We start from the raw sequence: 21,937 nt of genomic DNA, 5'->3' as shown, positions 1-21,937 counted from the left end.
TGTTAATCATCCGCCTGAAAAATCAGGCGCTAGTACACCACTACTATTGTATCCATAGTTTAAATAACCCTTCGGTTACTCCTAAGTTGTACATATAATAAATCCCAAATACCGTACTAATGACTCCGGTAATCTGGGTAAGCATTTTATTCATGCTCAGCTTTTTGGCACTAAAAACAAATGGTATCCCAATAACTGTTGTAAACAAAAGCATTCCAAGGACCGTTCCCGCGCCAAATATAAAGATATAGACAGCAGCTTCCCATGGACTATTCACTGTGCTCATAGTTAATAGAACCATAGCGCCACTTCCGGCTAGACCATGAATAAAGCCAATCAACATGGATTTTAAATATGAGACGTTTTTGTGTTGGTGATTGTGCTTATGTATTTTTCCATCATGTGTGTGCTGATGCATACGGATTTTTTTAAGAGAAAGGATAGTCGCAATACCAAGATAAACCAGCATGATCCCTACTAAAAATTCTAAGGACATAGCCCATTTCTCTGGTATCTCGCCTTTCATAAAAATAAGAATAATACCGACAAGAAATAATGTTGCCGTATGGCCAATGCCCCAAAACACCCCGGCTAATGAGGACCGCAATAATTTTTTGCTTTGGCTAGCAATAGTAGATACAGCAATGACGTGGTCTGGTTCAATTGCATGCTTGATACCAAGAACAAATCCTAAAGCTAGAATAGATAAAAAACTTATTTCCATTCCTATATCCCCCTTTTATAGTGTGATAACAAATTATAAATACATATTTATCATTCTCTTCACCAACTACTTACTGGCGTTACCTGGAGGGGACACGGGGACAGGCACCTTGTCCACAAAAAAGGAAGGCGGGACACGGTCCCTCTGTCCCACCCCTATGTCATTTTCTATGATATTACGAAACATGGTTAATCAAAATTTGCTTGTATCCTCCACTTTTATGGAAGAAACCTCTCCACACTCTTTGCAAAATGTGTAAATCAGAGAAGAACCTGTACTAAACATCTTATCTATAGGCATAATCTTTGCATGACCATTGCTGATTTTTCCTTTAGCAAATAAATGACTGCCGCAAGCCTTACAAGACTCTTGGTTATTAAAGCTCATATTAACACCTCATAGTCTTTAGGGTTTGCTTTATGTTAATAATATTACCAATTTTCTAACAAAATACCAAGAAGCTGTATTGAGCTGGAGTCATCTTATTTTAATCCCCATTGGTATCGCTGGTGATTATACTCTTTCATACAGTTCTTTTATTATAAACGGGTTCTTAAATTAAAGACATAACAAAACCCGAATAATGTCCTCTTTTTAAGAGTGTCCATTATTCGGGCCATAGTTCATTGTTGAAGGTACCCCAATGAGGATCCAGGGCAGATCCTTTTTCCCGTTTTTATTGGTTAAATTGACCACGCTGACGAAGTAATTCGCGATTCAAATTAGGATCCACCTCAAAAGCAGCGCGTCCGTGAAGCCAGAAGATATTATTGACTACAACTAAATCGCCAACCGGAAGCTCAAGCTCTACCACACTCTCATCATTTTCCATTGATTGCGAGAGATCACGCAAATATTTCGCTTCTTCAATGTTTTCCGGATAAACAAACTGGTCGATGAAACACATACCCGGCTTGTTATGATAGTTAAAAAAGGTGGAACGTTGAATCTCTTGATCTACATTCTTGCTTGAAGGTGCTTTATAGGTGAATTTATGGCTGGCTAATGGATGGTTGGCAAACTTATCAAGCTCTTTCCAATCATCAAGGTGCAATAAACGTGATTCACCGCCGCGTGCATTTTCTTCTACCATCTTCATCATTAACAGCCAATCCGTTGGCTCCGTTACAAACGTGCCATCCGTATGGAATGTAAATAGACGGTATGCTTGGCGAAGATAGGAATCGCTGTTATCTGTATGTTTAACATTAAAGCACGCATAATATTTTCCTGACATCGCATCAAAGTTTGATGTACCGAGCAGATAAGCAATCGCCGTTGAGAATATAACGTATTCATCTGTATCCTGCGTAACACCTTTTAAGCCAATCGTAAATCCTCCAGATTCACGATCATGAACAATATTTCGGAGCAATTCCCCAAACTCTTCACCCACTTGATCCAGCAGAAGGGAAGCGACAATCAGACGGGCATATGGTGTGTATTCTAAATGCTGAACCGAGCAGTTTTCTTGTTTAACAGCCTCTAAAAATCCTTGAATAGCGTTTTCTGATAGTTCAATATGGTACAATCTATCTGTTTGCGGATGAATGTTAACCTCGTACATAGCTGTTTTTGTTTCAAACTTTCCTTTTTGCATTTCTAAAATAGTCATCTTAAAATTCCTCCCGTTGTGTTTAATTTTAAGTAAAAATATGGAAATTAGTGAAATATAAAAAGCCAGCTGCACAACTTTCCCTATGATCTAGGGATTCAGATGTACAACTGGCTTACATACACTTCGCTGCTCTATGTAAATAGAGTCATAGTGAATGGACAGTTTATGATTATTTATATTCCGTATTTCTAAGTGTTTCCAAGTATTTATAATCTATCTGCGATTCTGAAAGGGTACTTTTCAAAAGGCAGGAGTATTATAAATATTCAATTAATTAGTATGATACTGCCTTCAAATGAATCTGTCAATACTTTTTAAAGATTTTTACCTTATTAAACTTAACGCCTGTTTTCAGTGTGAATTTGATGGAAATGGAGGTCAAGATCCTTTAATGCCGCAATGAGGGCATTTGTTGCCTTGCCGCGATAATAGGTTTGTATCTCTTTTATTGCATCATCCACACCGTCTTTTAAACTGGTACCTCTTAATATGCGTCCAATAAATTCGCGGCCATGTTCTGTAGCTAAGGTACACGATGCTTCTAATATTACACCATATTTCATATCAACTTCTGCCGTAATCGTTAATGTTTCAAAGACATTCTTTGCTGCCATTCCTTGTGGCAGACGAGAGTGGCCTGCAATAAAAATTGTTTTTCCATTAAACATTTATAGATCTACCTCTTCCAAGAAATTTTTAAATCGATGTGGCTTCTTTTAAGTTTAACGGTTCTGGTATTCTATTAACAACTTCAAAGTAGCTGTGACAGCATAAGATTCTATTCTTACAAAGTTGTTTGATAAATGCGGGAACTGGCTCCCCAGGGGTGGTAGCCTGTGCCAATGTTTTCAAAGCCATATTTTTCGTAGTAGCCGATGTGATCGGTGCAGAGATAGAGATGAGCAAAGCCGCCTTTTTTGGCGTCTTCCTTTGCCTTTTCGAGTAAAACAGCACCATAGGCATGGCCTCTGTGTTCCTCCTCGATATATATCGAGCTCACCCAAGGATAAAGGTCCATGCGGCTGATAAAATCATTGGTGATCAGGCCGGCACAGCCGATGATTGCCTCTCCGTCGGTTAATAAATACCATTGCGGCAATGGCTGGGGAGATTCAAGGCAGGAGGTAATGCAGTCTTTATACACCATCTTGTTTTGTTCACTTGCCCATTTACTTTGGAAATACCGGATTGCCCGGTCCGTCCATTCGGGGCTTTCTTTTACGGAAATGATTTTCATTTTTTGCTCCTCTGACTATTCATTAATGAAACAGACGAAATATCCAGGCGATGGCATACATGGGTACGCCGACAATTAGCATCCCAGCCAAAATGTAGCTGAAGCCTTTGAGCACAGCCTTAAGAATATCATAAACAGCCCCAGCCAGGTCGTCCACAAAACTCCTCAATGTAAATCCCTCATTTCTGAATAACGTTACGCATGAGTCTTGATCAAGCGCTATTTTTCTTCGAATGAATATACTTCTGTGTCAGCATTCCCGCATTATACACGGAAAAAATCATCGCCAGGAACAGGCAAAGGCGGGGGAAATCGAATTCTCCTCCACCCGAAAGCTCTGTATAGCTGAAAGAATGATAGATAAATGCAATGGCTACAAAAATGGATAAGATCCATTGTGCTTTTAAGGACCTAATCATGGCAATCCTCCAAAATCATTTAATTTCTCCTTATATGTCAGACGATTAACTTCCGGAAAGGTTCCATTAAATTTAATGATATACTAAAAAAGAATGCTCACTGATAAAAAATATTCCAATCCTTTAAAATTGTTTATTTATTTTTAAAAGTGTAATATAATAAATTCACAAGTCTAACTGCATTAATATATAGTATTATCAACTTAAACATATGAGGTAATGCTGCAAAATTACCAAAAATTGATATTTCAGGAAAATTATTACTGAGAAATATAATTTTTAAGATTGTTTATATAAATCTTTCAGAAATGTATTTTTAAATAAAAATACATTCATATAATTGCGGATGATTATATTGGGAGAGAGCAAGGACTATCGCCACCGAAGGAGCAAGTTCCAAAAAATCCATTGGAATAAATCTCTCAGGTAAAAGGACCAATATAGGACGCTGCTCTGGAGAGCGCAATACATTGCCACCAAAGAGGACCCATCATATTTTTTGGGAGAAACTTTCAGGTAAAAGGACAGAGAAGGAAACATTAGACTTCTTCTGTCCTTTTTTGTTTTTTAAAAAAACAGAAGAGGGGAATTGTATGCAGGAACAAACATTAGAAAGAGGTCTAAGCAACAGACACGTACAGCTCATTGCTATTGGCGGCGCAATCGGAACAGGGTTATTTCTTGGAGCAGGTAAATCAATTCATTTAGCAGGACCATCGATTTTGTTTGCCTACATAATTACAGGCCTTATTTGTTTTTTAATCATGCGGGCCCTCGGGGAACTGCTCTTATCCAATTTGAACTATCACTCTTTTGTTGATTTTGTTAGAGATTATTTGGGAGATATGCCAGCGTTTATAACCGGCTGGACCTACTGGTTCTGCTGGGTATCCATCGCCATGGCTGACTTAACTGCCGTGGGCCTCTATACCCAGTATTGGTTTCCAAACGTACCGCAGTGGATGCCGGGATTAATTGCGCTTGTCATTTTGTTATGTATGAACCTAGCCACTGTCAAACTTTTTGGCGAAATGGAGTTCTGGTTCGCACTGATTAAAGTTATCGCTATTCTAGCACTGATTATTATTGGTATTATTATGATTATTAAGGGCTCCACAACAGATTCAGGGGCAGCTAGCTTTACAAATCTGTGGGGCCATGACGGCATGTTTCCAAATGGAATCAATGGCTTTATTCTCTCATTCCAGATGGTCGTATTTGCGTTTGTAGGGATCGAGCTTGTCGGACTGACAGCTGGTGAAACGGCAAATCCGGAAAAAGTGCTTCCTAAAGCCATTAATAGTATTCCTATTCGGATTATTATCTTTTATATTGGCGCACTTGCTGTCATTATGAGTGTTTATCCATGGGACGCAATCAACCCGTCGAAAAGCCCCTTCGTCCAGGTCTTCGTGGCCGTCGGGATCGCTGCAGCTGCGGGGATCGTCAATTTTGTCGTCCTCACATCCGCAGCTTCGGCATGCAACAGCGCCATTTTCAGTACAAGCCGAATGGTGTATTCACTTGGAAAAGAGAAAAATGCCCCTGAGAAACTGGGCAAACTAAATGCCCGAAAAGTACCTACTAATGCATTATTCTTTTCAACGGCAGTCATTTTAATCTCAGTTGCCTTGAACTACGTGATGCCAGAAGGGGTATTCACACTGATTACCAGTATTTCTACCGTATGCTTCATCTTTATTTGGGGGATTACGGTCATCAGTCATTTGAAATACCGCAAAACAAGGCCTGATCTGGCAAAAACAAATAAGTTTAAAATGCCGCTTTATCCACTTTCCAATTACTTAATCCTTGCATTCCTGGCATTTGTTCTTGTTGTCCTTGCGATTGCAGAGGATACTCGTGTTGCCTTATTTGTCACACCTGTTTGGTTTATTATGCTGATTGCCATTTATAAGACGCGGAAAACAGATGTGAATCAGGAAGAACAGGCAAATCAGGAAACAATCGTGGAAAATTAGGAGGAAAGGAAAGAAATAGTCAGCGGGCAGTAAATGATAAAACCAATGAAATTTTAAAGGCATTCAGGGAAAACAACCCTGAATGCCTTTTTCGCTTTTATTTAGAGTGAATCTCCTGGACGCGTCCTATCTGCCCATCTGTTAGCCTGACTTTAATACCGTGGGGATGGCTGGCTGATTTGGTGAGAATATCTTTTACAATGCCCCTGGTCAGCTTTCCCGTTCTCTGATCCTTTTTTAAAACAATATCAACGGTCAAGCCCGGTGATATGTCTTTCCGATTCTGTCCGTTCATTAGACACCCATTTTTCTGCGGGTATTGCTTGGTTTCTTCGTTTGCTGGCTTTTCATTTTTTTGGCTGAAAGATCAGCGTTATTTCTTCCTTTTCCAGAAGAGGATTGATTCTTTTTGCTTTCAAGCTGCTGCTTCATTGCTTCTTTTAGGCTGATCTTTTTTTTCGGTGCTTCGGATTGCTGATTCTCTGTCATAGGGAATTCTCCTTTATTGATATGATAGTTAATCCAGTATAATCTATTTTTGCTTATTTATAAAAGAGCAAAGAATTAAACTGTCAAAAGGGAGCCACCGATAGAAGCTAAGACAGATAATTGTAATCCATACAATTTTGGGATTCATTGTATGGATTTTTTGTGATAAGTTTATATAAATTTCAACTATTCAGGAAGTGAACAACATGGAAAATAAGAATAAGATGGGGACGGCCTTGCGTGCAGCTTTTCCGTTTACGGTCCCGATTTTTGCAGGATTTTTATTCCTGGGAATCGCCTATGGAATCTATATGAATTCACTAGGATTCAGCGCTATTTATCCGATTTTGATGAGCCTGGTCATATTTGCCGGTTCCATGGAGTTTGTTGCAGCGAACTTATTACTTGTCTCCTTTAATCCGATGAACGCGCTGTTTCTAACGTTAATGGTGAATGCCCGGCATTTGTTTTACGGCATTTCCATGCTAGATAAGTACAGGGGTACCGGAAAGAAAAAGTACTATTTGATTTTCGGCATGTGCGATGAGTCTTTTTCAATCAATAGTACGGTTAATGTACCAAAGGGTGTAGATAAGGGCTGGTTCATGTTCTTCGTAACACTGCTCAATCAGTGCTATTGGGTTTTAGGATCAGCGATTGGCGGCCTATTCGGATCTTTTATCAAGTTCAATACAGAGGGGTTAGAGTTTGTCATGACAGCACTCTTTGTCGTCATATTCATCGAACAGTGGATGAAAGTGAAGAAGCACCAAAGCGCGCTGGCAGGTCTTGGCCTTTCCGCTGTCTGTCTGATCATTTTTGGCGGGGATCAGTTTATTATTCCCTCGATGATCGCCATTCTAGGAGTGCTCACATTGCTTAGAAAACCATTGGAGAAAGTAGAGGTTCATGCCGCATGACAATGAATGTAGCGCAGCAGGTTATTACAATTGCCATGGTGGTTTTAGGCACTATGCTTACAAGGTTTCTCCCGTTTTTTGTATTTCCATCAGGCAGGCCGACACCGCATTATATACAGTATCTTGGCAGGGTGCTGCCGCCGGCGGTTATTGGCCTGCTGGTTATTTACTGCTTTAAGGATGTAAGTTTTCTGTCAGGAAGCCGCGGGGTCCCTGAACTTATAGGGGTAGCTGTTACTGCCCTGCTTCATTTTTGGAAGAAAAACATGCTTCTATCTATAGCAGGTGGAACGATTGTGTACATGATTTTGGTTCAAATGGTTTTTTAAATATTGAAGCTGCCAATGGGGGCTTGCAGAAAGGATCAGTATTTTATACCGCATAGTAATTAAAGATCTTAAAATCAGATAATATGAAAACAAAAAAGCTTGGTATGAGACACCAAGCTTTAACTAAAACAGACTTTTAAGAAGAAAAGTGCTTACACCCAATCATATAAAGAATATAAATAATGACTGCACATAATACGGCATACGGGGGTTTAAACCACTTTGTCAGTATATAAATACAGCTGATAAAAATGAATACCCCAAAAGCACCGAATATAGCATTTTTCTGTGTGATTCGAAAATCTCCAATGCTCATATTGTGTATTTGCAAGTTTATATTAATTAATGTCATTATGGGGAGCAAAGTGATGATGCCAGACAAAAATAAATACTTAGATTTACTTAACATCGAGGCAGATACCAAAATGGTTCCGCCAATAATAAATTGTAAAATATAACCCACAATATTTGCGCCTCACTGTATAACAAGCTGTAAAATAATAATCCTATCTTTTTATACTGTAATTATTTTTATTTGTAAAGAGCAAAGAGGGTAAAGAGTGCGATAGTTAAGAAGGATCTAAAACTTATAGAAAACAGCCTGGGAGGAATCCAGGCTGTTTTCCTAAATGTCAAAGGCCCACTGAAACCTTTTTTTGTTTCTCTTCGTATTTATATACAAATCACTGTGTTTCGGGGAGGAGAATAAATATGTCCGAAAAAGGATGTATCAAATGCGGAAGTACCAATGCTGGACAAAAGGAAGTGGCAATGACGGGAACAGGCCTGTCTAAAATCTTTGATGTCCAGCATAATACGTTTATTGTGGTTTATTGCAAAAAATGCGGTTACTCCGAGTTCTATAATAAGGAATCTTCTAAAGCATCAAACATTCTGGATTTATTCTTTGGATCCTAGATTCGAATTAAAATTTTTCCCGAATTATACTAGCCCAAGCAAGAGATAAATTGCCGTTCCCCAGATAAAAAGGGCGGAGAATTTGTTGAATACTTTCATTAATCCGCCCTTTCCATCCAATTTCTTCATGACTGCACCTGACAGTGTTAATCCAAAGAACCAGATCCAGGATACAGCGATGCAGGCAAAGGTAAATAAGGCCTGTTCGGTTCCTGCATACTTTAGGGCGCTTGTTCCAATCACGCCAACAATATCTAAGATGGCATGGGGATTCAAAAATGAAACGGATAAGGCAAAGATGATTTGCTTGCGGATGGGCAGTGCTTTATTCGTTTCTGCTGCAGCTGGTTCCGACCGCCAAATTGCATATCCCATATATAGCAAAAAGATCATCCCGCCAATAATTAGCCCAAGCCGCAGCCACTCAAATTGCAGAACAATGACAGATAATCCAAATATAGCAAAAAGAATTAATAGGGTATCGCACATTGCCGCTGTTATTGTCGCAGGGAAGGCCCGAAGCAGGTTGGGCTGGGTGGCGCCTTGTGAAAAAACAAATACATTCTGCACGCCTAAAGGTAAAATGAGGCCGAATGCTAGAATGATTCCATGAAGTATCGCTTCCATCTGATCAACTCCCTTTAATAAACTAGCATACTATAATACAACTAAAAGGAAACAGCCAATTGGGATTAAAGTATTTACTGGAACTAACTTCCGGATGATAACTCTGTATAGTGAATACTTTGCGGTCATGGCACATAATTGAACGCATGGATTTCCCATTTCCATGCGTTTTTTTATTCTCCTAAAAATCAACACCATTCAAGAGAAAGACTTCGATTTCTATAAAAAGGTACTTTCCGCCTAATCTGTTAATTATATAAATTAATAATTAATCAGAAACTCCTAGTATTATTTCCCTAATTATCAGAATTCACTTAATATTTACATTGGATTTACAGTCTATTAATCTCTCGTATAAAAACAAAACCTATAATTAAAGCCGTTAAATAAATAATCAGGAGGCTTTAACAATGGGATCTAAGAAAAAGAAAGCAAAAAAGGCACTTCCGTTAATCGCTACAACAGTGCTTGCCACTACGGCTTTAACAACCCAGCCCTTTCTTAATAGTGGACAGGAGAAAAAGGTAGAAGCACAGGAAGTTTCAGCAGAAGAAGTAAAACAGAATACCGCAACCTGGCTTGCTGGGGATCATCATATCCATAGCGAATGGAGTGTTGGCTGGGACAACTCAACAAATCCTCCAACCCCAATAAAAGCTGGAGATGCTATTTATCCAATTGTGGAAAATGCGCAAAAAGCAAGAGAGTATGGACTTGATTGGACAATGACAACAGATCACGGAGGACCTAACCACTCTAAAGTGAACTTAGAGCAGGCATATCCTGATCTATTAAAATCTCGCGAAGAGGTTCCAGAGGTGCTTCAATTCTTTGGAATGGAGTTTGATACACCTGCTGCTGACCATAGTACTTTAATGATTCCTAAAGGGGAGAATGAATCCCAAATTCTTTATGGGATTGAAAGCAAGTTTAGTAAACGTGAACCATATCCAAACGATGGAAGCAGAGATACTGAATCCACGATGATTGAGGCCCTTAATTATATGCTGCAATTGGATGATGATGAACAACCAATACATATCGCTCATCACCCTTCCCGTTCAGCCAAAGGCGACGGTGAGTGGGGACAAGATACACCCGAAGAATTCCGTAATTGGAACGATTTAGCACCAAATATCTCCATTGGGATGGAAGGTGCACCTGGTCACCAGGCAGCCGCTATCAACCCTGATGGTTCTATAGACGAAAAGGGTGCCCGCGGGTCCTATGGAAATTATCCAACCATGGGCGGATTTGATCAGATGGCAGCAAAAGTGGGCGGTCTTTGGGATTCCATGCTTGGTGAAGGAAGACACTGGTGGATTACCGCTACATCTGACTCTCATGTGAACTGGCGTGACGGCGGAAGTGACTTCTGGCCTGGAGAATATTCGAAGACGTATGTAAAAGCCGAAAAGGACTATGACGCTATTATGGACAGCCTGCGTAAGGGAAATGTATTCGTTACAACAGGTGATCTTATTTCCGAGCTTGATGTAAAAGTTCAAGCTGGCGGAAAATCGCCATGGTTTGCTAAATCCAAAGGGAATTCAGCCACAATCGGAGAAACCTTAACTATCCCTGGTAAATCCAAAGATGTTACAGTGACGATTCGCCTAAAAGATCCAAAGGCTGCTAATGCCAATGGGGATACGCCAGAAGTGAAGCGTGTTGACCTTATTATGGGAGAAGTGACTGGTGCTGTTGAAGATCGCTCAACTGCAACGAACCCAACAACTAAAGTGGTGGAACGTTTTACAGAAAAAGATTGGAAGCGAGACGGGGAATACATTGTTATTACTCATACATTGAAAAATGTAGATAAAGACAGCTATATCCGTTTGCGCGGAACAAACACCGATCAATTAGAACCAGCTGTTGACCCCCGCGGTGAAGATCCGTGGACAGACCTTTGGTTTTATTCTAATCCTGTCTTCATGAAGACTTCCAAGTAATTTTTTTCTGGTTTTAATAAAGGCGAGGAAAACAGGAGTCCTCGCCTTTCCTACTTTCTTACAGCCAGAAAGTAGCTATAGAATAACAGGAGTTGAGTTTATGAAAAAGCTAATCTTGATCATGGGTCTTTTGATTTCTATTACCGCTGCATTCCAGATTCCCTCTGCCTATGCTCATACCAATAATAGTGAAGGCTACTCCCTTATTGAGGTGAAAGGGGATCTTCTTGAGTATGAATTGAAAGTTGACCTCACAGAGCTCGGGGAATCCATTAATAAAGAAATGGATGAACAACAGCTTTTTGACACAGAAGTCGTTCAAGATTATATTCATTCACATATTGATCTATTTGCCGACAGTGTGAAATTAGAAGGAACGATTGAAACATCGGATGTTGAAACCATTAACGGCCGGCTGTTTGCGGTCATGGACCTTACCTACAAGCTTGATCATAAACCTGAGAAGCTAGTCTTAAATTATCATATGTTTCTAGATGATACCGATCCAAGCCACGCCAATTATGCGACTGTTAAGTTGGATGGAGAACAACAGGAAGCTGTCCTTTCATACGAATCAAGAGAGCTTGAAATAGGCGAGGTAAGCTTCATCAAAAATATCACGCAGTTTTTTATCCTTGGCTTAGAGCATATCTTTACAGGCTATGATCATATTTTGTTTATAATTAGCTTATTGTTTGGGGCAAAGACCGTTAAAAATATTTTTTCATTGGTCACAGCATTTACCATTGCCCATAGTGTCACCTTGGTACTTGCTACATTGGATATTGTTCAACTGCCTGGCAGGTTTGTTGAGTCTGCCATTGCTTTAAGCATCATATACGTCGCACTTATTAATATTTTTAACCCGGACTCTAAACATCAGCCATGGCTTGCTTTTGCCTTTGGACTGATCCACGGATTTGGTTTTGCAGGAATTCTAGCGGAAATGCGGCTGGATGGAAGTCATCTCGCTTCTTCACTATTATCGTTCAATATTGGCATTGAAATGGGGCAGCTGATTATTGTCTCGGCAGCATTCCCTATCCTCCTATGGTTAAAGAAATTAACTTTTAAACCAGTCAAATGGGTGATACCGGGAACATCGGTCGCAATATTTGCGTTCGGACTCGTTTGGTTTATTGAAAGAGCTTTTTAGTATTAGGAAACTCAATAAAGTATTGGATGCCACGGGACAAGTACTTTATCTTGGCAATGTTTCGAAAACGCTGAGTCTTGGGTTACGGATTGGTTTCAGATCGCTATAATTGGACAAGATTGAGTGTATAAGATCGTTATTTTCTTGTAAGGAGTGGAAGAGTTTGATTAGCAGAGTCGGGCAAATTATGCTGTATGTCAATAATCAAGATGAGGCAGTGAAGTTTTGGACAGAAAAATTAGGCTTTACCGTAGTATCTGAAGAAAATAACGGGCAAGGAATGAGATGGATTGAAGTGGCTCCGAAAGAGGAGGCGGAAACAAGCCTTATTCTGCACAATAAAGAATTTGTAGCTAAAATGTCCTCAGGAGTCAATCTCGGCACACCTTCTCTAATGTTTTTCACCGATAAACTTGACCAATTACATAGCGATTTGAAAGACAAACAAGTCAAAGTGGGGGACATGGTATATATGCCATCCGGCAAAGTGTTTAACTTTGCCGATCAGGAAGAGAATTACTTTGCGGTAATGGAAAGATCATAAGAACGCGTGGATTTCCTCTATCCATGTGTTTTTCTATTACTCTAAAAAACGATTTCTAATCTCCGGCGACGGCAGCATGCAGCTGTCCTTTTTCCCAAACCATCTGTACCTGTTTTTCGCTACAATATCATAGACATAATCCCGCACTGGCTTAGGGATAACTAACAGGCAAGAGAAAAGTTTCCATCCGCCTTGAAGGCTTTGGCAGATCTTCAAAGCCGCCGAAGATTTGCAGTAATAGGTATGATCTTTTATCAGAATCAAGCTGTCCAGGTCAGCTGGGACGCGGTAATTCTTCAGCAGCTCTTTTCCGGCATCACTCTGCATCGAGGCAAATTTAAACACAGCCTTCGGATCTCTCTTGATGATGAATTGAACGCTGGTGCTGCAAAAATTGCACTCGCCATCGAAAAGAACAATGTTGTTCATTAGGGGATCCCTCATTTATAGGCATTTTAATATTGTTTTTCTTATTTTATCATCTTTTCCTCAAGTAACCGTTGTTTCTCGTCCAGGTTAAATCTGCCCGGCGTCCAGCTTGGAAGCACACCATAACCGCCAATAATTTCATTTTCCGATTCGAATATGATGGCCTTCAGCCGTTTCCCCCCTGCATCTTGTTCCTTTAGCTCATACGTATATTCCGTAACGGTTTCTCCTAAATATCCATCAAAAAAGGTAATGCCGCTTGCCTCAAAATTGCTCAGTATTTCGTTAGGAATCTCTAATGTATAGGTTTCAGCCTCAATGGCCTTTTTGATTTCCCATCCTTTGTCTGATAGATATTGTTTATGCGGTTTATTCAGGTTTTCTTGGCCGCATCCCGAAATCAGCAATAATCCAGCTAGCAGAAATAACCTTTTTATATCAGCTCACATCCTGACATTAATTCTTTTAATTCTAGCAAGCTATCAATTCTCATATCTGCCTGTGCAAGCTCCTCTTCCTGGGCGAAGTCGAACGCACAGCCGATGGCGGTTAAGCTGTTTCCCTTAGCCGCAAGTATATCGGATAATCTGTCGCCAATGACAGCGCCTTTTTTGATGCTGTATTTTTCTGCGATCATCCGGACAAGATCCGCTTTATTTTGCGATTGGATGTGCTCGATGCTGAACGTTTCTGTCACCCAGGCACCCAGCTGATACTGTTTGACAATCGCCTGTAAATATTCAACTTGCCCGTTGCTGGCGATATAGATGGAGTGGCCTTGATCGGTTAAATAGCTAAAAACCTCCTTCACGTGGGGGTAAAGGGCGCCATTGCCCGCTTTAATATTGGCAATTAGTTTCTCGTGAAACAATTTGTTGGCCAGCTCGCGAATATCGTGTGAATGCTCCGGCAATAAAGTTTCCCATACAACCGGCAGCGGTACACCCATAATTTCGCGGTATTTGGCAATCGGGGTTTCTTTTTCCCAAAGCCCGAGAGTTTTCAAATGATTGAAGGTTTCTTCGAGAGACTTTTCCAGGATGGTATCCGTCTGAAATAACGTGCCATCCATATCGAAAATTAGTGATAATGACATGCTTAATCTCCTTTTAAGCTGGTTTTATATACACTTATCCAATAATCCTCTTCCGGAAAATCACCCAAATACTCTAAGCGATTCCGTGAATAGAATGCCTTCAGCTTTTCATTTCCTGCCCAGCAGTCTAAGTACATGGCTGTATTAGATTTCTTTGCCAGACTACAGGCGAAATCTATAATGAGGCGGCCAAGGCTTTTTCCCTGATGCGCTGGCAAAAGAGCAATTTGCGATAGGTACAAGCTATTTGCCTCAACAGTCAGCCCATTGATATGACTGATCTCTTTTATGCAGAACGTTCCTATGACCTTTCTCCCGTCTGCTAAAGTATAAGCCTCGTTATTCTGGATTTGATCGCGCACTTTCTTGTCATCCCAGGGATACTCCCATTGGTTGATTCCTTTTTCAAGCAGTGCTAAAGTGACTTCATTTAGAATGGCTGTGACCTCATGCAGGTTTTCAAGATTCGCCGAACAAATTTGAATGTCCATGTTCGTGTTTACCTCACATTAAATTTCCTATCCCACACTATCTATGCGATTAGAATGTTTTTTAGGTTCTTCAGGGCTAAGCGCGTCCATCTGTTATTTATTTCAATCTGTTTCACTCCTTTTCCTTCCAGAATATCTCATCCAAAATTTCTATTACATCCAATCTTAAAGCGATTTTTTCAAAAACATTTCTAGAAATAAAAAGCCGGTTCCTTAAAGGAACCGGCTAATCTATTAACTAACTTGCGGCAGGGGCTTTTTCTTTATCCAGGATTGAGCAACCCAGCGTCTTATGGCAAAAATACCGCGAATCCATTCATCAAGCCCCTGTGCCAGCCACACTCCTAATAGTCCCATACCAAGGGTAATACCGAAAAGATAACTAAAGAGAACAGCCACTCCCCACATGCAGATCATTCCGATAACAACGGGAAATTTCACATCTCCTACTGATTTTAGCGAGCCCATAAGAACGATATTCATGGCTCTGCCTGGTTCAATAAAGACGATAGCCCATAGAACGGGAAGAGCAACAGCCATAATTGCCGGATCATTTGTAAAGACGGTTAAAACGGGCTTACCAATTAGCGCAATAGCAAGGGAAACAGCAGCTGAAGCAAGCATCGCAATTTTTAGCGTTTTCAGGCCGCGTTTTAGTGCCCGATCATATTGTCTAGCACCGATATACCGTGCAACCAAAAGCTGCGTCCCTTGAGCAATGGCCATTGTAAACAAGAAGCAAAGCATTGATATGTTAAAAATATACATACGTGCGGCTAATGATTCATCTCCAATAAAGGCAATAAAGCCTGTAATAGCCACTTGTGAAAACTGGTAAGAAAGGTTTTCTCCCGCAGATGGAACGCCAATCGAAAGCAGGCTTTTCACATCGGATTTATTAATAGTCAGTACATCTTTAAAATACAGCCTTAAATAGAGCCTTTTAAAAACAAAATAAAAGAGAGCAATAATAATGAAGACTCGGGCCACGATGATGGAATAGGAAACGCCCGTAACTCCTGTAATAGGGAGCCCGAACCAGCCTTTAATGGCAATGAAGAAACCTGTAATACTAATGACATTCATGATAACAGTAACAATCATGGTTTCCTTTGTATGGCCATAGCTCCGCAAAACAGCACTTAAAGCTAAAGAGATGGCTTCAAGGAAAAGGGATACACCTGTAATCGTAAGATAAGTGTAAGCAAAGTCATAAATCTCACCGCTAAGTCCATAGTACTTTAGGAATATCCCGCTAAAGGAAACAACAATGACAGTCATGATAATGCCAATCCAAAAATTAACCCCAAACGCTGACCTTGCAAGTCTCCGTGCCTTATCCAACCGGTTAGCTCCTAAATTTTGCCCAATAAGAATCGTGGCTCCGATGGCAGTAACGTTAAATACTAGAATAAATATATTAATAATTTGGTTGGCTACACCTACTCCAGCTACCGCATGATCTGAATAGCTGCTCAGAACTAAAGTAGCAACAATCCCCATGCTCATATGAAGGGATATTTCAATAAAAAGGGGCCATGTGATGCTAAAGAGTGATTGGTTTTGAAAATCCTTATTTTCTTTGATCAAGCTTCTTCTCCTACTCTATAAAAAATATCAAGAAGAATACTATAACTCCAATTCATTTAAATGGGAATGGGTAACATCTCGCTTTTCGGCTTCTCCCTTTTAAAAACAATGAAAAATTATTTACACAGCATCCTATATAAGGAATGCCGGGATTTTCATTGCTGTGTCTCCCTTTTCAGCAAATGCTGTTACTTTTTATACCTGATAAAAGGTCTTTGCATTTCTTAATAGATTATCAGTCACTTCGGTTACTGATAGATTCTTAATTTTCGCGATCCGATCGATTGATTTTTTCATCATGCGAGGGTGCGTTCGTTTCTCTAAAAAAGGGCCTGCAAACGGCCACGGTCCGTCAGTTTCAATCATCATTTGCTCTAACGGATAGGCATGGGCCAGCTTCTGAATCTTTTCTCTGTAGACGACCTCGGGGGTGACCGAGATATAATAGCCGTTTTCCGCCATTCTCGCCATCGTTTTTTCATCGCCTTTAAACCAGTGAAAATGCGCTTTTGCCATTGAATGCTTTTCTAATAAATCACAGACAACAGGGGCATCCTCAAAGACGGCATGCAGAGCAATCGGTTTATCCCACTTTTTTGCTAGTTTTATGAACGTCTCGAGCAATTCCAAGTACCGGCCGTATTGAAGGCTGGGTACATTGTGTTCCTTTCTCAGGTAGTAGGGGAGGCCGACTTCTCCAACTGCAATCATGTCGGTTGAGTGCTGCGACATCCAATCAATCAAGCTAATCAATTCATTCTCTGTTGGCAACGTTTGCTCCGGATGAAAGCCAAACGCAGGCTTTACCTTTGGACAGGTTTTCGATAATGCCAGATTTCTTTGACAGGACGCCAGATTATTCGAAACCGACACTACAGCCTCAATCCAGTCTGAACCTTCAAGCATGCTTTCGATTTCGTGATCCTCATATTGATCTAAATGGATATGCGCATCGATGATTTTCATAAATTCAGCTCCATCCGTTTTAATCCGTGACACATCTTTGATAATCCATATGTTATCATCCTAGAATGTTAATATTAAGCCCTAATTTTCTCTTCACTAAATCGATGAAAGAAAGAACCCCGTCCATTTTGGCGAGAAAAAGAAAAACCACATAAAGTGGTTTTTAATCGCGCATGGCTCCTGCCTCCCGGGAAGTCATGGCCCCTTCACCCTGGCTTATATCTCTTTGGATTTCCTGTTTTACCTTTTGTGGGTCAGTACCGGATATTCCAGGTTTCGTGCTGGAGCCTGTATTCTGTTTAGCTTGCTGATCTTGCTGCATACTCGGGCCTCCTTATTCGTTGTTGATCAATCTTATTATTTACAAAAAAACTGGCGGTATGCCCCGAAGATGAGGCGTACTTAAATACACAACAGCAAAAATATAATAAAAAACAATAACTATTTATTGAAAAACAATAAATTTTACATTAAAATCAAATTGAAAACAGGAAATGAGGTGCTTATATGAAACGAGGGTCAACACTCTTTCTAAAGATAGCAGTTATTCTGATCGGACTTCCGATTCTTGCATTGTGCATATATTTGCTTCCTCAGATAGGGATTGAAGCTTTTGAGCAAGCAAAAAAGGGAGCAGATCTGGCTTATGTAGTATTTGCCATTTTACTTGTGATGTATGTATCAGCGATACCGTTTTACATGGCCTTGTACCAGGCATTAAAACTTTTAAGCTATATTGACAAGAACCAGGCTTTCTCTGAATTGTCGGTAAGAGCTCTAAAGACGATAAAAAGATGTGCGATCGCAATCAGCAGCCTGTATGTGGTGGGCCTTCCATTTGTGTTTATTGTTGCGGAGTGGGATGACGCACCGGGTCTTGTTTTAATCGGAATGGTCATTATTGGTGCTTCCATGGTTATTGCAGTCTTTGCTGCTGTTCTCCAAAGACTTTTACAAGAAGCGATTGATATAAAATCAGAAAATGATTTAACGGTCTGAGGTGAATAAGATGGCAATTGTAATCAACATTGATGTGATGCTGGCTAAAAGGAAAATGAGCGTAACTGAGCTTTCAGAGAGGGTTGGAATCACGATGGCAAACCTTTCGATATTGAAAAATGGGAAGGCAAAAGCAATTCGCTTTTCCACCTTAGAGGCCATTTGCAAGGCGCTTGATTGCCAGCCCGGCGATATATTAGAATACCGCAGCGATGAATAAGAAGGGACATGGGGACAGGCACGCTGTCCCAGTAAGGAGGGACAATTCATGAGAGCAGTAAAGCAACTCGTTTGTTTTGGCTGGGAGCAAGCCTTGTCGTGTCTGTTTCCGGTCGTGATCTTTGCCTCTTTGGCTGTTACAAAGTTCTTGCCTCTTCCCTTCCTGCCGCGGTATGACTGGTTGCTCATCATCTGCCTTCTGATGCAGTGGGGGATGGTGCGTGCAGGACTTGAAACGCGGGATGAACTGAAGGTGATCACCTTGTTTCACCTGATTGGCCTTGCTCTTGAACTTTTCAAGGTACATATGGGCTCCTGGTTTTATCCCGAGGAAGGCTATTGCAAAATTTTCGGCGTGCCATTATATAGCGGATTCATGTACGCAAGCGTAGCGAGTTATCTTTGCCAGGCGTGGAGAAGGCTTGGGGTTGAATTAGTTAAGTGGCCGCCGTTTTGGGCCGTTGTCCCTCTTGCAGCTGCGATTTATTTGAATTTTTTCACCCACCATTACTGGATCGATGTCCGCTGGTGGCTCTCTGGACTTGTTATCATTGTCTTTTGGCAATCATGGGTGACATACAAAGTGAACGGAACGCGCTACCGCATGCCTCTTGCCCTTTCTTTTGTGCTCATCGGATTTTTTATATGGATAGCTGAAAATATTGCCACGTTCTTTGGAGCCTGGGAATATCCAAACCAAGCCGAGGCATGGAGCCTTGTTCATCTGGGAAAGGTCAGTTCATGGCTGTTACTGGTGATTGTCAGCTTTCTGATTGTAGCGACGTTAAAGCAGGTAAAAGGGGGGAATTTTCCGAGGATCGGTGCTGGTCAAGTGGATCGCAAATACATTTAGAAAAATCCCAATTTCTCAGAGACCAGAGAAATTGGGATTTTTATTTTTTATGCGCTTAAACCGTTACTCGTAGCTATTTTCGTATATATCAAAGAACTTTGAAATATGGACGCCTTGCTTCTGAATCTTTTCATCTGTGGTGGTTATCTGCCATCCATACGTTTTATAGTCCTGGTAATTATCATGGCTGACAGCTTCAAGATCAAATTCAGCAGCTGTGGCTTCAAAACCTGCCTCAAAGTCTATTTTTGCCTGTTTTAGCGCTTTTTTCGGATTTTTAAAAACAGGCAATCCGCTGGTGTTAGCCCCGATTTCATAGGCTTCGTCCCAGCTGAAATCCACACTTAATTGTCTCGTATCATATTCACCTGTCACCTCGCCCGGGGACGGGCCGCTGCAAGCTGCAAGCAAGGCAACGAGAAAAATCATGGCTAAAATTTTCATATTACCCTCCTTCACTTAATTTAACGAAAAACAAAGAAAGAGGGTTTCAGGAAAAAATAGAAATGAATACTTCTTAAGGTATAATTAACATAAATATCCATTAAAAAGAGGAAAAAGGGTGAGCTGATGAGGAACATCCGCCTATACGCCATGGCGGCAATGCTTTTGTTTGCGCTAAGTGCCTGTGATAACGGTTCAAGCTCAAAGACCGGCACCATTTCTGATGCAGAGCTGACTGAAAGAGAGAAAGCCATTCTTGAAGCTACGGCGAACCAATCGTTTGTCTTCGATTTCAATGCCGGTGATGAATATAAGGAACTTGCTGTCTGGGTGGAAAAATATGAATCTGGCAAGCTAGTGGGTGAGGTCAACCATATCTCAATGGAGCTCAAAAACAAGGGCACCATTATTTTCGCCACGTCAAATACGGCCGAGGAAAGCGATCAGGCGATTTTCACCGTCAGCATCAGCAGCGGCGGCAGTACAGGGTCAAGCTGGAATGCAGAAACGGTTCCGAATGAACATTTAGGGGCCCTCTGGGGAAGCAATCATGTAGGTGAGATTTCTGCTGGAAAGAAGCTGGTTTTGGCCAGTATCCTTTACTCGGACAGTGAGGATGGGATCAGCACTCTGTCGACCGGTTTTAATCATGATATGGAAAGCCATATGGATGAGCTGAAAAACTATGATGTCGTTTATTTGCTTCGAAGTGAATTTAAGTAAATGGTTTTTTGCATCATGGCCATCTCTTTTCCAGGTGCGATGGTAATTTACTTAAAAGTCCTTTAATGGCTATGAGCAGTGTGATAATCTTAAAAATACAAACTATTAATTATTGTTAAAAAATTATGGGGGACCTTCAATGAAGCCAAAAGTGATTGTTTATAAAAAAGTCGATAAAAAAGTCGTGGATTTTCTGCAGGAAACCTTGGATGTCATTTATTTTGAGAAATTAGATTCACAAACGTACCCTGTATTTCTTGATGAACTGAAAGATGCTCAAGGACTGCTGGGATCCCACCTGAAAATCGATCAGGAATTGTTAGAACATGCCCCTCATTTAAAAATTGTGTGCAATACATCTGTTGGCTATGACAATCTTGATTTATCCTCGTTGGCTGAACATGGAGTCATGGCTACGAATACGCCGGATGTTTTGAACGACACCGTGGCAGATACGATGATGGGATTGATACTGTCTACTGCAAGAAGGATTCCTGAGTTAGATCATTGGGTAAAAACCGGGCAATGGGAATCAACCCTCGAAGAAAAATGGTTTGGCGTCAATGTACACCATAAAGTACTAGGGATCATTGGCATGGGAAGAGTTGGGGCAGCGATAGCCAAAAGAGCTCACTTTGGGTTTGATATGGACATTTTGTATCACAACCGTTCGCGGAATGAGGAAGCAGAACAGAAATACAATGCAACCTATTGTACATTGGATGATCTTTTAAAACAGTCGGATTTTGTTTGTTTAATGACGCCTTTAACTCCCGAGACTGAAAAATTAATGGGGAAAAGGGAGTTTGTGCTCATGAAGAAGACAGCCATTTTTATTAATGGCTCAAGAGGAAAAACAGTTGACGAACAAGCCTTAATTCAGGCACTTGAAACAAAGGAGATTCTTGGCGCGGGGCTTGATGTGTTTGTTAAGGAACCGATTGAGAAGGATCATCCGCTGCTTACGATGAATAATGTGGTGACACTGCCCCATATCGGTTCGGCCACCTATGAAACCAGGTTTCAGATGGATATGCTGGGTGCGGTTAACTTAGCAGCTGGACTAAAGGGAGACGTACCGCCAAACTTAATAAAAGTAAAGTAAATGATTGGATAGAAGACTTGGAAAAACGGGGCTGTCCAGAAAGTAAGTTTCGATTAACTTTCTGGATCCCCCTTTTTTTATTTCTGGCTCTTTGAAATTTGGCC

The 21,937-nt window shown here is 40.7% G+C and carries 31 protein-coding genes and 2 riboswitches; of the genes, 12 read left to right on the top strand and 19 right to left on the bottom strand.

All coding sequences use genetic code 11. The annotated features are described in order from the left end of the window. Nucleotides 1–43 precede the first annotated feature (43 nt). The 7 genes from AC1Q59_RS17370 to AC1Q59_RS17340 all read right to left on the bottom strand — a co-directional run bounded on the left by AC1Q59_RS17370 (nt 44) and on the right by AC1Q59_RS17340 (nt 3,998). Nucleotides 44–724, bottom strand: a complete 681-nt coding sequence (locus tag AC1Q59_RS17370) for an urease accessory protein UreH domain-containing protein (RefSeq protein WP_492367120.1) — start codon at nt 722–724, stop codon at nt 44–46. A gap of 192 nt (nt 725–916) precedes the next feature. Beyond that, complete coding sequence (locus AC1Q59_RS17365) at nt 917–1,111, bottom strand: hypothetical protein (protein WP_492367119.1); 195 nt, start codon at nt 1,109–1,111, stop codon at nt 917–919. 289 nt (nt 1,112–1,400) lie between these two features. After that, nucleotides 1,401–2,339, bottom strand: coding sequence for a glutarate dioxygenase GlaH (gene glaH, locus AC1Q59_RS17360; protein ID WP_492367118.1), 939 nt, complete (start codon nt 2,337–2,339; stop codon nt 1,401–1,403). Between the two features lie 341 nt (nt 2,340–2,680). After that, complete coding sequence (locus AC1Q59_RS17355) at nt 2,681–3,010, bottom strand: DUF3870 domain-containing protein (protein WP_492367117.1); 330 nt, start codon at nt 3,008–3,010, stop codon at nt 2,681–2,683. A gap of 116 nt (nt 3,011–3,126) precedes the next feature. Further along, the gene (locus tag AC1Q59_RS17350) at nt 3,127–3,579 is read right to left on the bottom strand and encodes a GNAT family N-acetyltransferase (RefSeq protein ID WP_492367116.1); all 453 of its coding nucleotides are present in this window, start codon (nt 3,577–3,579) and stop codon (nt 3,127–3,129) included. A 22-nt stretch (nt 3,580–3,601) separates the two neighbouring features. Further along, nucleotides 3,602–3,748: a hypothetical protein gene (locus AC1Q59_RS17345; RefSeq protein ID WP_492367115.1), complete on the bottom strand. Its 147-nt coding sequence runs from the start codon at nt 3,746–3,748 to the stop codon at nt 3,602–3,604. Between the two features lie 43 nt (nt 3,749–3,791). Further along, the gene (locus tag AC1Q59_RS17340; RefSeq protein ID WP_492367114.1) at nt 3,792–3,998 is read right to left on the bottom strand and encodes a hypothetical protein; all 207 of its coding nucleotides are present in this window, start codon (nt 3,996–3,998) and stop codon (nt 3,792–3,794) included. Between the two features lie 346 nt (nt 3,999–4,344). After that, nucleotides 4,345–4,446, top strand: a riboswitch (glycine riboswitch). Further along, nucleotides 4,447–4,535: riboswitch (glycine riboswitch) on the top strand. Between the two features lie 56 nt (nt 4,536–4,591). Between AC1Q59_RS17340 and AC1Q59_RS17335 the strand changes: the two genes are divergently transcribed. Next, nucleotides 4,592–5,980: an amino acid permease gene (locus AC1Q59_RS17335; RefSeq protein WP_492367113.1), complete on the top strand. Its 1,389-nt coding sequence runs from the start codon at nt 4,592–4,594 to the stop codon at nt 5,978–5,980. 97 nt (nt 5,981–6,077) lie between these two features. On the opposite strand, the gene AC1Q59_RS17330 is transcribed toward AC1Q59_RS17335, so the two are convergent. Both AC1Q59_RS17330 and AC1Q59_RS17325 read right to left on the bottom strand, forming a co-directional pair. Further along, on the bottom strand, nt 6,078–6,275 hold the full coding sequence (locus AC1Q59_RS17330) for a YwbE family protein (RefSeq protein ID WP_492367112.1): 198 nt from the start codon (nt 6,273–6,275) through the stop codon (nt 6,078–6,080). Further along, nucleotides 6,275–6,469 (bottom strand): hypothetical protein, encoded by a 195-nt coding sequence (locus AC1Q59_RS17325; RefSeq protein WP_492367111.1) that lies wholly within the window; start codon nt 6,467–6,469, stop codon nt 6,275–6,277. The genes AC1Q59_RS17330 and AC1Q59_RS17325 overlap by 1 nt, the downstream gene beginning before the upstream one ends. Nucleotides 6,470–6,675: 206 nt before the next feature. Between AC1Q59_RS17325 and azlC the strand changes: the two genes are divergently transcribed. Together azlC and AC1Q59_RS17315 are read left to right on the top strand one after the other, a co-directional pair. Continuing rightward, nucleotides 6,676–7,389, top strand: a complete 714-nt coding sequence (gene azlC / locus AC1Q59_RS17320) for an azaleucine resistance protein AzlC (protein WP_492367110.1) — start codon at nt 6,676–6,678, stop codon at nt 7,387–7,389. Beyond that, nucleotides 7,386–7,718 (top strand): branched-chain amino acid transporter permease, encoded by a 333-nt coding sequence (locus AC1Q59_RS17315; protein WP_492367109.1) that lies wholly within the window; start codon nt 7,386–7,388, stop codon nt 7,716–7,718. The genes azlC and AC1Q59_RS17315 overlap by 4 nt, the downstream gene beginning before the upstream one ends. 136 nt (nt 7,719–7,854) lie before the next feature. On the opposite strand, the gene AC1Q59_RS17310 is transcribed toward AC1Q59_RS17315, so the two are convergent. Next, nucleotides 7,855–8,181, bottom strand: a complete 327-nt coding sequence (locus tag AC1Q59_RS17310) for a GlpM family protein (RefSeq protein ID WP_492367108.1) — start codon at nt 8,179–8,181, stop codon at nt 7,855–7,857. Nucleotides 8,182–8,429: 248 nt separating this feature from the next. Between AC1Q59_RS17310 and AC1Q59_RS17305 the strand changes: the two genes are divergently transcribed. Further along, nucleotides 8,430–8,636 (top strand): zinc ribbon domain-containing protein, encoded by a 207-nt coding sequence (locus tag AC1Q59_RS17305; protein ID WP_492367107.1) that lies wholly within the window; start codon nt 8,430–8,432, stop codon nt 8,634–8,636. Between the two features lie 24 nt (nt 8,637–8,660). Here the strand turns inward: AC1Q59_RS17305 and AC1Q59_RS17300 are convergent, their stop codons facing one another. After that, nucleotides 8,661–9,263 (bottom strand): LysE/ArgO family amino acid transporter, encoded by a 603-nt coding sequence (locus AC1Q59_RS17300; RefSeq protein WP_492367106.1) that lies wholly within the window; start codon nt 9,261–9,263, stop codon nt 8,661–8,663. A 410-nt stretch (nt 9,264–9,673) separates the two neighbouring features. On the opposite strand from AC1Q59_RS17300, the gene AC1Q59_RS17295 reads away from it, so the two are divergent. The 3 genes from AC1Q59_RS17295 to AC1Q59_RS17285 all read left to right on the top strand — a co-directional run bounded on the left by AC1Q59_RS17295 (nt 9,674) and on the right by AC1Q59_RS17285 (nt 12,918). Further along, the gene (locus AC1Q59_RS17295; RefSeq protein WP_492367105.1) at nt 9,674–11,218 is read left to right on the top strand and encodes a phosphoesterase; all 1,545 of its coding nucleotides are present in this window, start codon (nt 9,674–9,676) and stop codon (nt 11,216–11,218) included. Between the two features lie 100 nt (nt 11,219–11,318). Beyond that, the gene (locus tag AC1Q59_RS17290; protein ID WP_492367104.1) at nt 11,319–12,374 is read left to right on the top strand and encodes a HupE/UreJ family protein; all 1,056 of its coding nucleotides are present in this window, start codon (nt 11,319–11,321) and stop codon (nt 12,372–12,374) included. A gap of 163 nt (nt 12,375–12,537) precedes the next feature. Next, a complete protein-coding gene (locus AC1Q59_RS17285; protein ID WP_492367103.1) occupies nt 12,538–12,918 on the top strand; it encodes a VOC family protein in 381 nt (126 codons plus the stop codon). Nucleotides 12,919–12,954: 36 nt separating this feature from the next. Here AC1Q59_RS17285 and AC1Q59_RS17280 read toward each other — a convergent pair whose 3' ends face one another. From AC1Q59_RS17280 to AC1Q59_RS17250, 7 genes are all read right to left on the bottom strand, one after another. After that, on the bottom strand, nt 12,955–13,347 hold the full coding sequence (locus tag AC1Q59_RS17280) for a thiol-disulfide oxidoreductase DCC family protein (RefSeq protein WP_492367102.1): 393 nt from the start codon (nt 13,345–13,347) through the stop codon (nt 12,955–12,957). A 41-nt stretch (nt 13,348–13,388) separates the two neighbouring features. Further along, nucleotides 13,389–13,754, bottom strand: coding sequence for a hypothetical protein (locus tag AC1Q59_RS17275; RefSeq protein ID WP_492367101.1), 366 nt, complete (start codon nt 13,752–13,754; stop codon nt 13,389–13,391). A 26-nt stretch (nt 13,755–13,780) separates the two neighbouring features. Continuing rightward, nucleotides 13,781–14,443, bottom strand: coding sequence for an HAD family hydrolase (locus AC1Q59_RS17270; RefSeq protein ID WP_492367100.1), 663 nt, complete (start codon nt 14,441–14,443; stop codon nt 13,781–13,783). 2 nt (nt 14,444–14,445) lie between these two features. After that, complete coding sequence (locus AC1Q59_RS17265; protein ID WP_492367099.1) at nt 14,446–14,934, bottom strand: GNAT family N-acetyltransferase; 489 nt, start codon at nt 14,932–14,934, stop codon at nt 14,446–14,448. 234 nt (nt 14,935–15,168) lie between these two features. Then, the gene (locus tag AC1Q59_RS17260) at nt 15,169–16,524 is read right to left on the bottom strand and encodes an MATE family efflux transporter (protein ID WP_492367098.1); all 1,356 of its coding nucleotides are present in this window, start codon (nt 16,522–16,524) and stop codon (nt 15,169–15,171) included. Nucleotides 16,525–16,719: 195 nt separating this feature from the next. Then, nucleotides 16,720–17,490, bottom strand: coding sequence for a TatD family hydrolase (locus AC1Q59_RS17255; RefSeq protein ID WP_492367097.1), 771 nt, complete (start codon nt 17,488–17,490; stop codon nt 16,720–16,722). 163 nt (nt 17,491–17,653) lie between these two features. After that, a complete protein-coding gene (locus AC1Q59_RS17250; protein WP_492367096.1) occupies nt 17,654–17,812 on the bottom strand; it encodes a hypothetical protein in 159 nt (52 codons plus the stop codon). Between the two features lie 185 nt (nt 17,813–17,997). Here AC1Q59_RS17250 and AC1Q59_RS17245 point away from each other — a divergent pair, with 185 nt between their 5' ends. From AC1Q59_RS17245 to AC1Q59_RS17235, 3 genes are read left to right on the top strand one after another with little or no spacing between them, the layout of a single operon-like run. Beyond that, on the top strand, nt 17,998–18,489 hold the full coding sequence (locus tag AC1Q59_RS17245; RefSeq protein ID WP_492367095.1) for a DUF2975 domain-containing protein: 492 nt from the start codon (nt 17,998–18,000) through the stop codon (nt 18,487–18,489). A gap of 10 nt (nt 18,490–18,499) precedes the next feature. Next, nucleotides 18,500–18,709, top strand: coding sequence for a helix-turn-helix domain-containing protein (locus AC1Q59_RS17240; RefSeq protein WP_492367094.1), 210 nt, complete (start codon nt 18,500–18,502; stop codon nt 18,707–18,709). Between the two features lie 48 nt (nt 18,710–18,757). Continuing rightward, the gene (locus AC1Q59_RS17235) at nt 18,758–19,561 is read left to right on the top strand and encodes a DUF817 domain-containing protein (RefSeq protein WP_492367093.1); all 804 of its coding nucleotides are present in this window, start codon (nt 18,758–18,760) and stop codon (nt 19,559–19,561) included. A gap of 63 nt (nt 19,562–19,624) precedes the next feature. On the opposite strand, the gene AC1Q59_RS17230 is transcribed toward AC1Q59_RS17235, so the two are convergent. Further along, nucleotides 19,625–20,005 carry a hypothetical protein gene (locus AC1Q59_RS17230; protein WP_492367092.1) on the bottom strand — a complete coding sequence of 127 codons (381 nt, stop codon included), beginning with the start codon at nt 20,003–20,005 and terminating at the stop codon, nt 19,625–19,627. Between the two features lie 126 nt (nt 20,006–20,131). On the opposite strand from AC1Q59_RS17230, the gene AC1Q59_RS17225 reads away from it, so the two are divergent. Both AC1Q59_RS17225 and AC1Q59_RS17220 read left to right on the top strand, forming a co-directional pair. Beyond that, nucleotides 20,132–20,728, top strand: a complete 597-nt coding sequence (locus tag AC1Q59_RS17225; RefSeq protein WP_492367091.1) for a YgaN family protein — start codon at nt 20,132–20,134, stop codon at nt 20,726–20,728. Between the two features lie 139 nt (nt 20,729–20,867). Beyond that, on the top strand, nt 20,868–21,833 hold the full coding sequence (locus AC1Q59_RS17220) for a 2-hydroxyacid dehydrogenase (protein WP_492367090.1): 966 nt from the start codon (nt 20,868–20,870) through the stop codon (nt 21,831–21,833). The last annotated feature ends 104 nt before the right edge of the window (nt 21,834–21,937 follow it).

The sequence above is a fragment of the Cytobacillus sp. MT66 genome, assembly GCF_058792595.1.
Note: the sequence above shows the minus strand (reverse complement) of the source record. Positions and strands in the feature narration are given on the sequence as shown.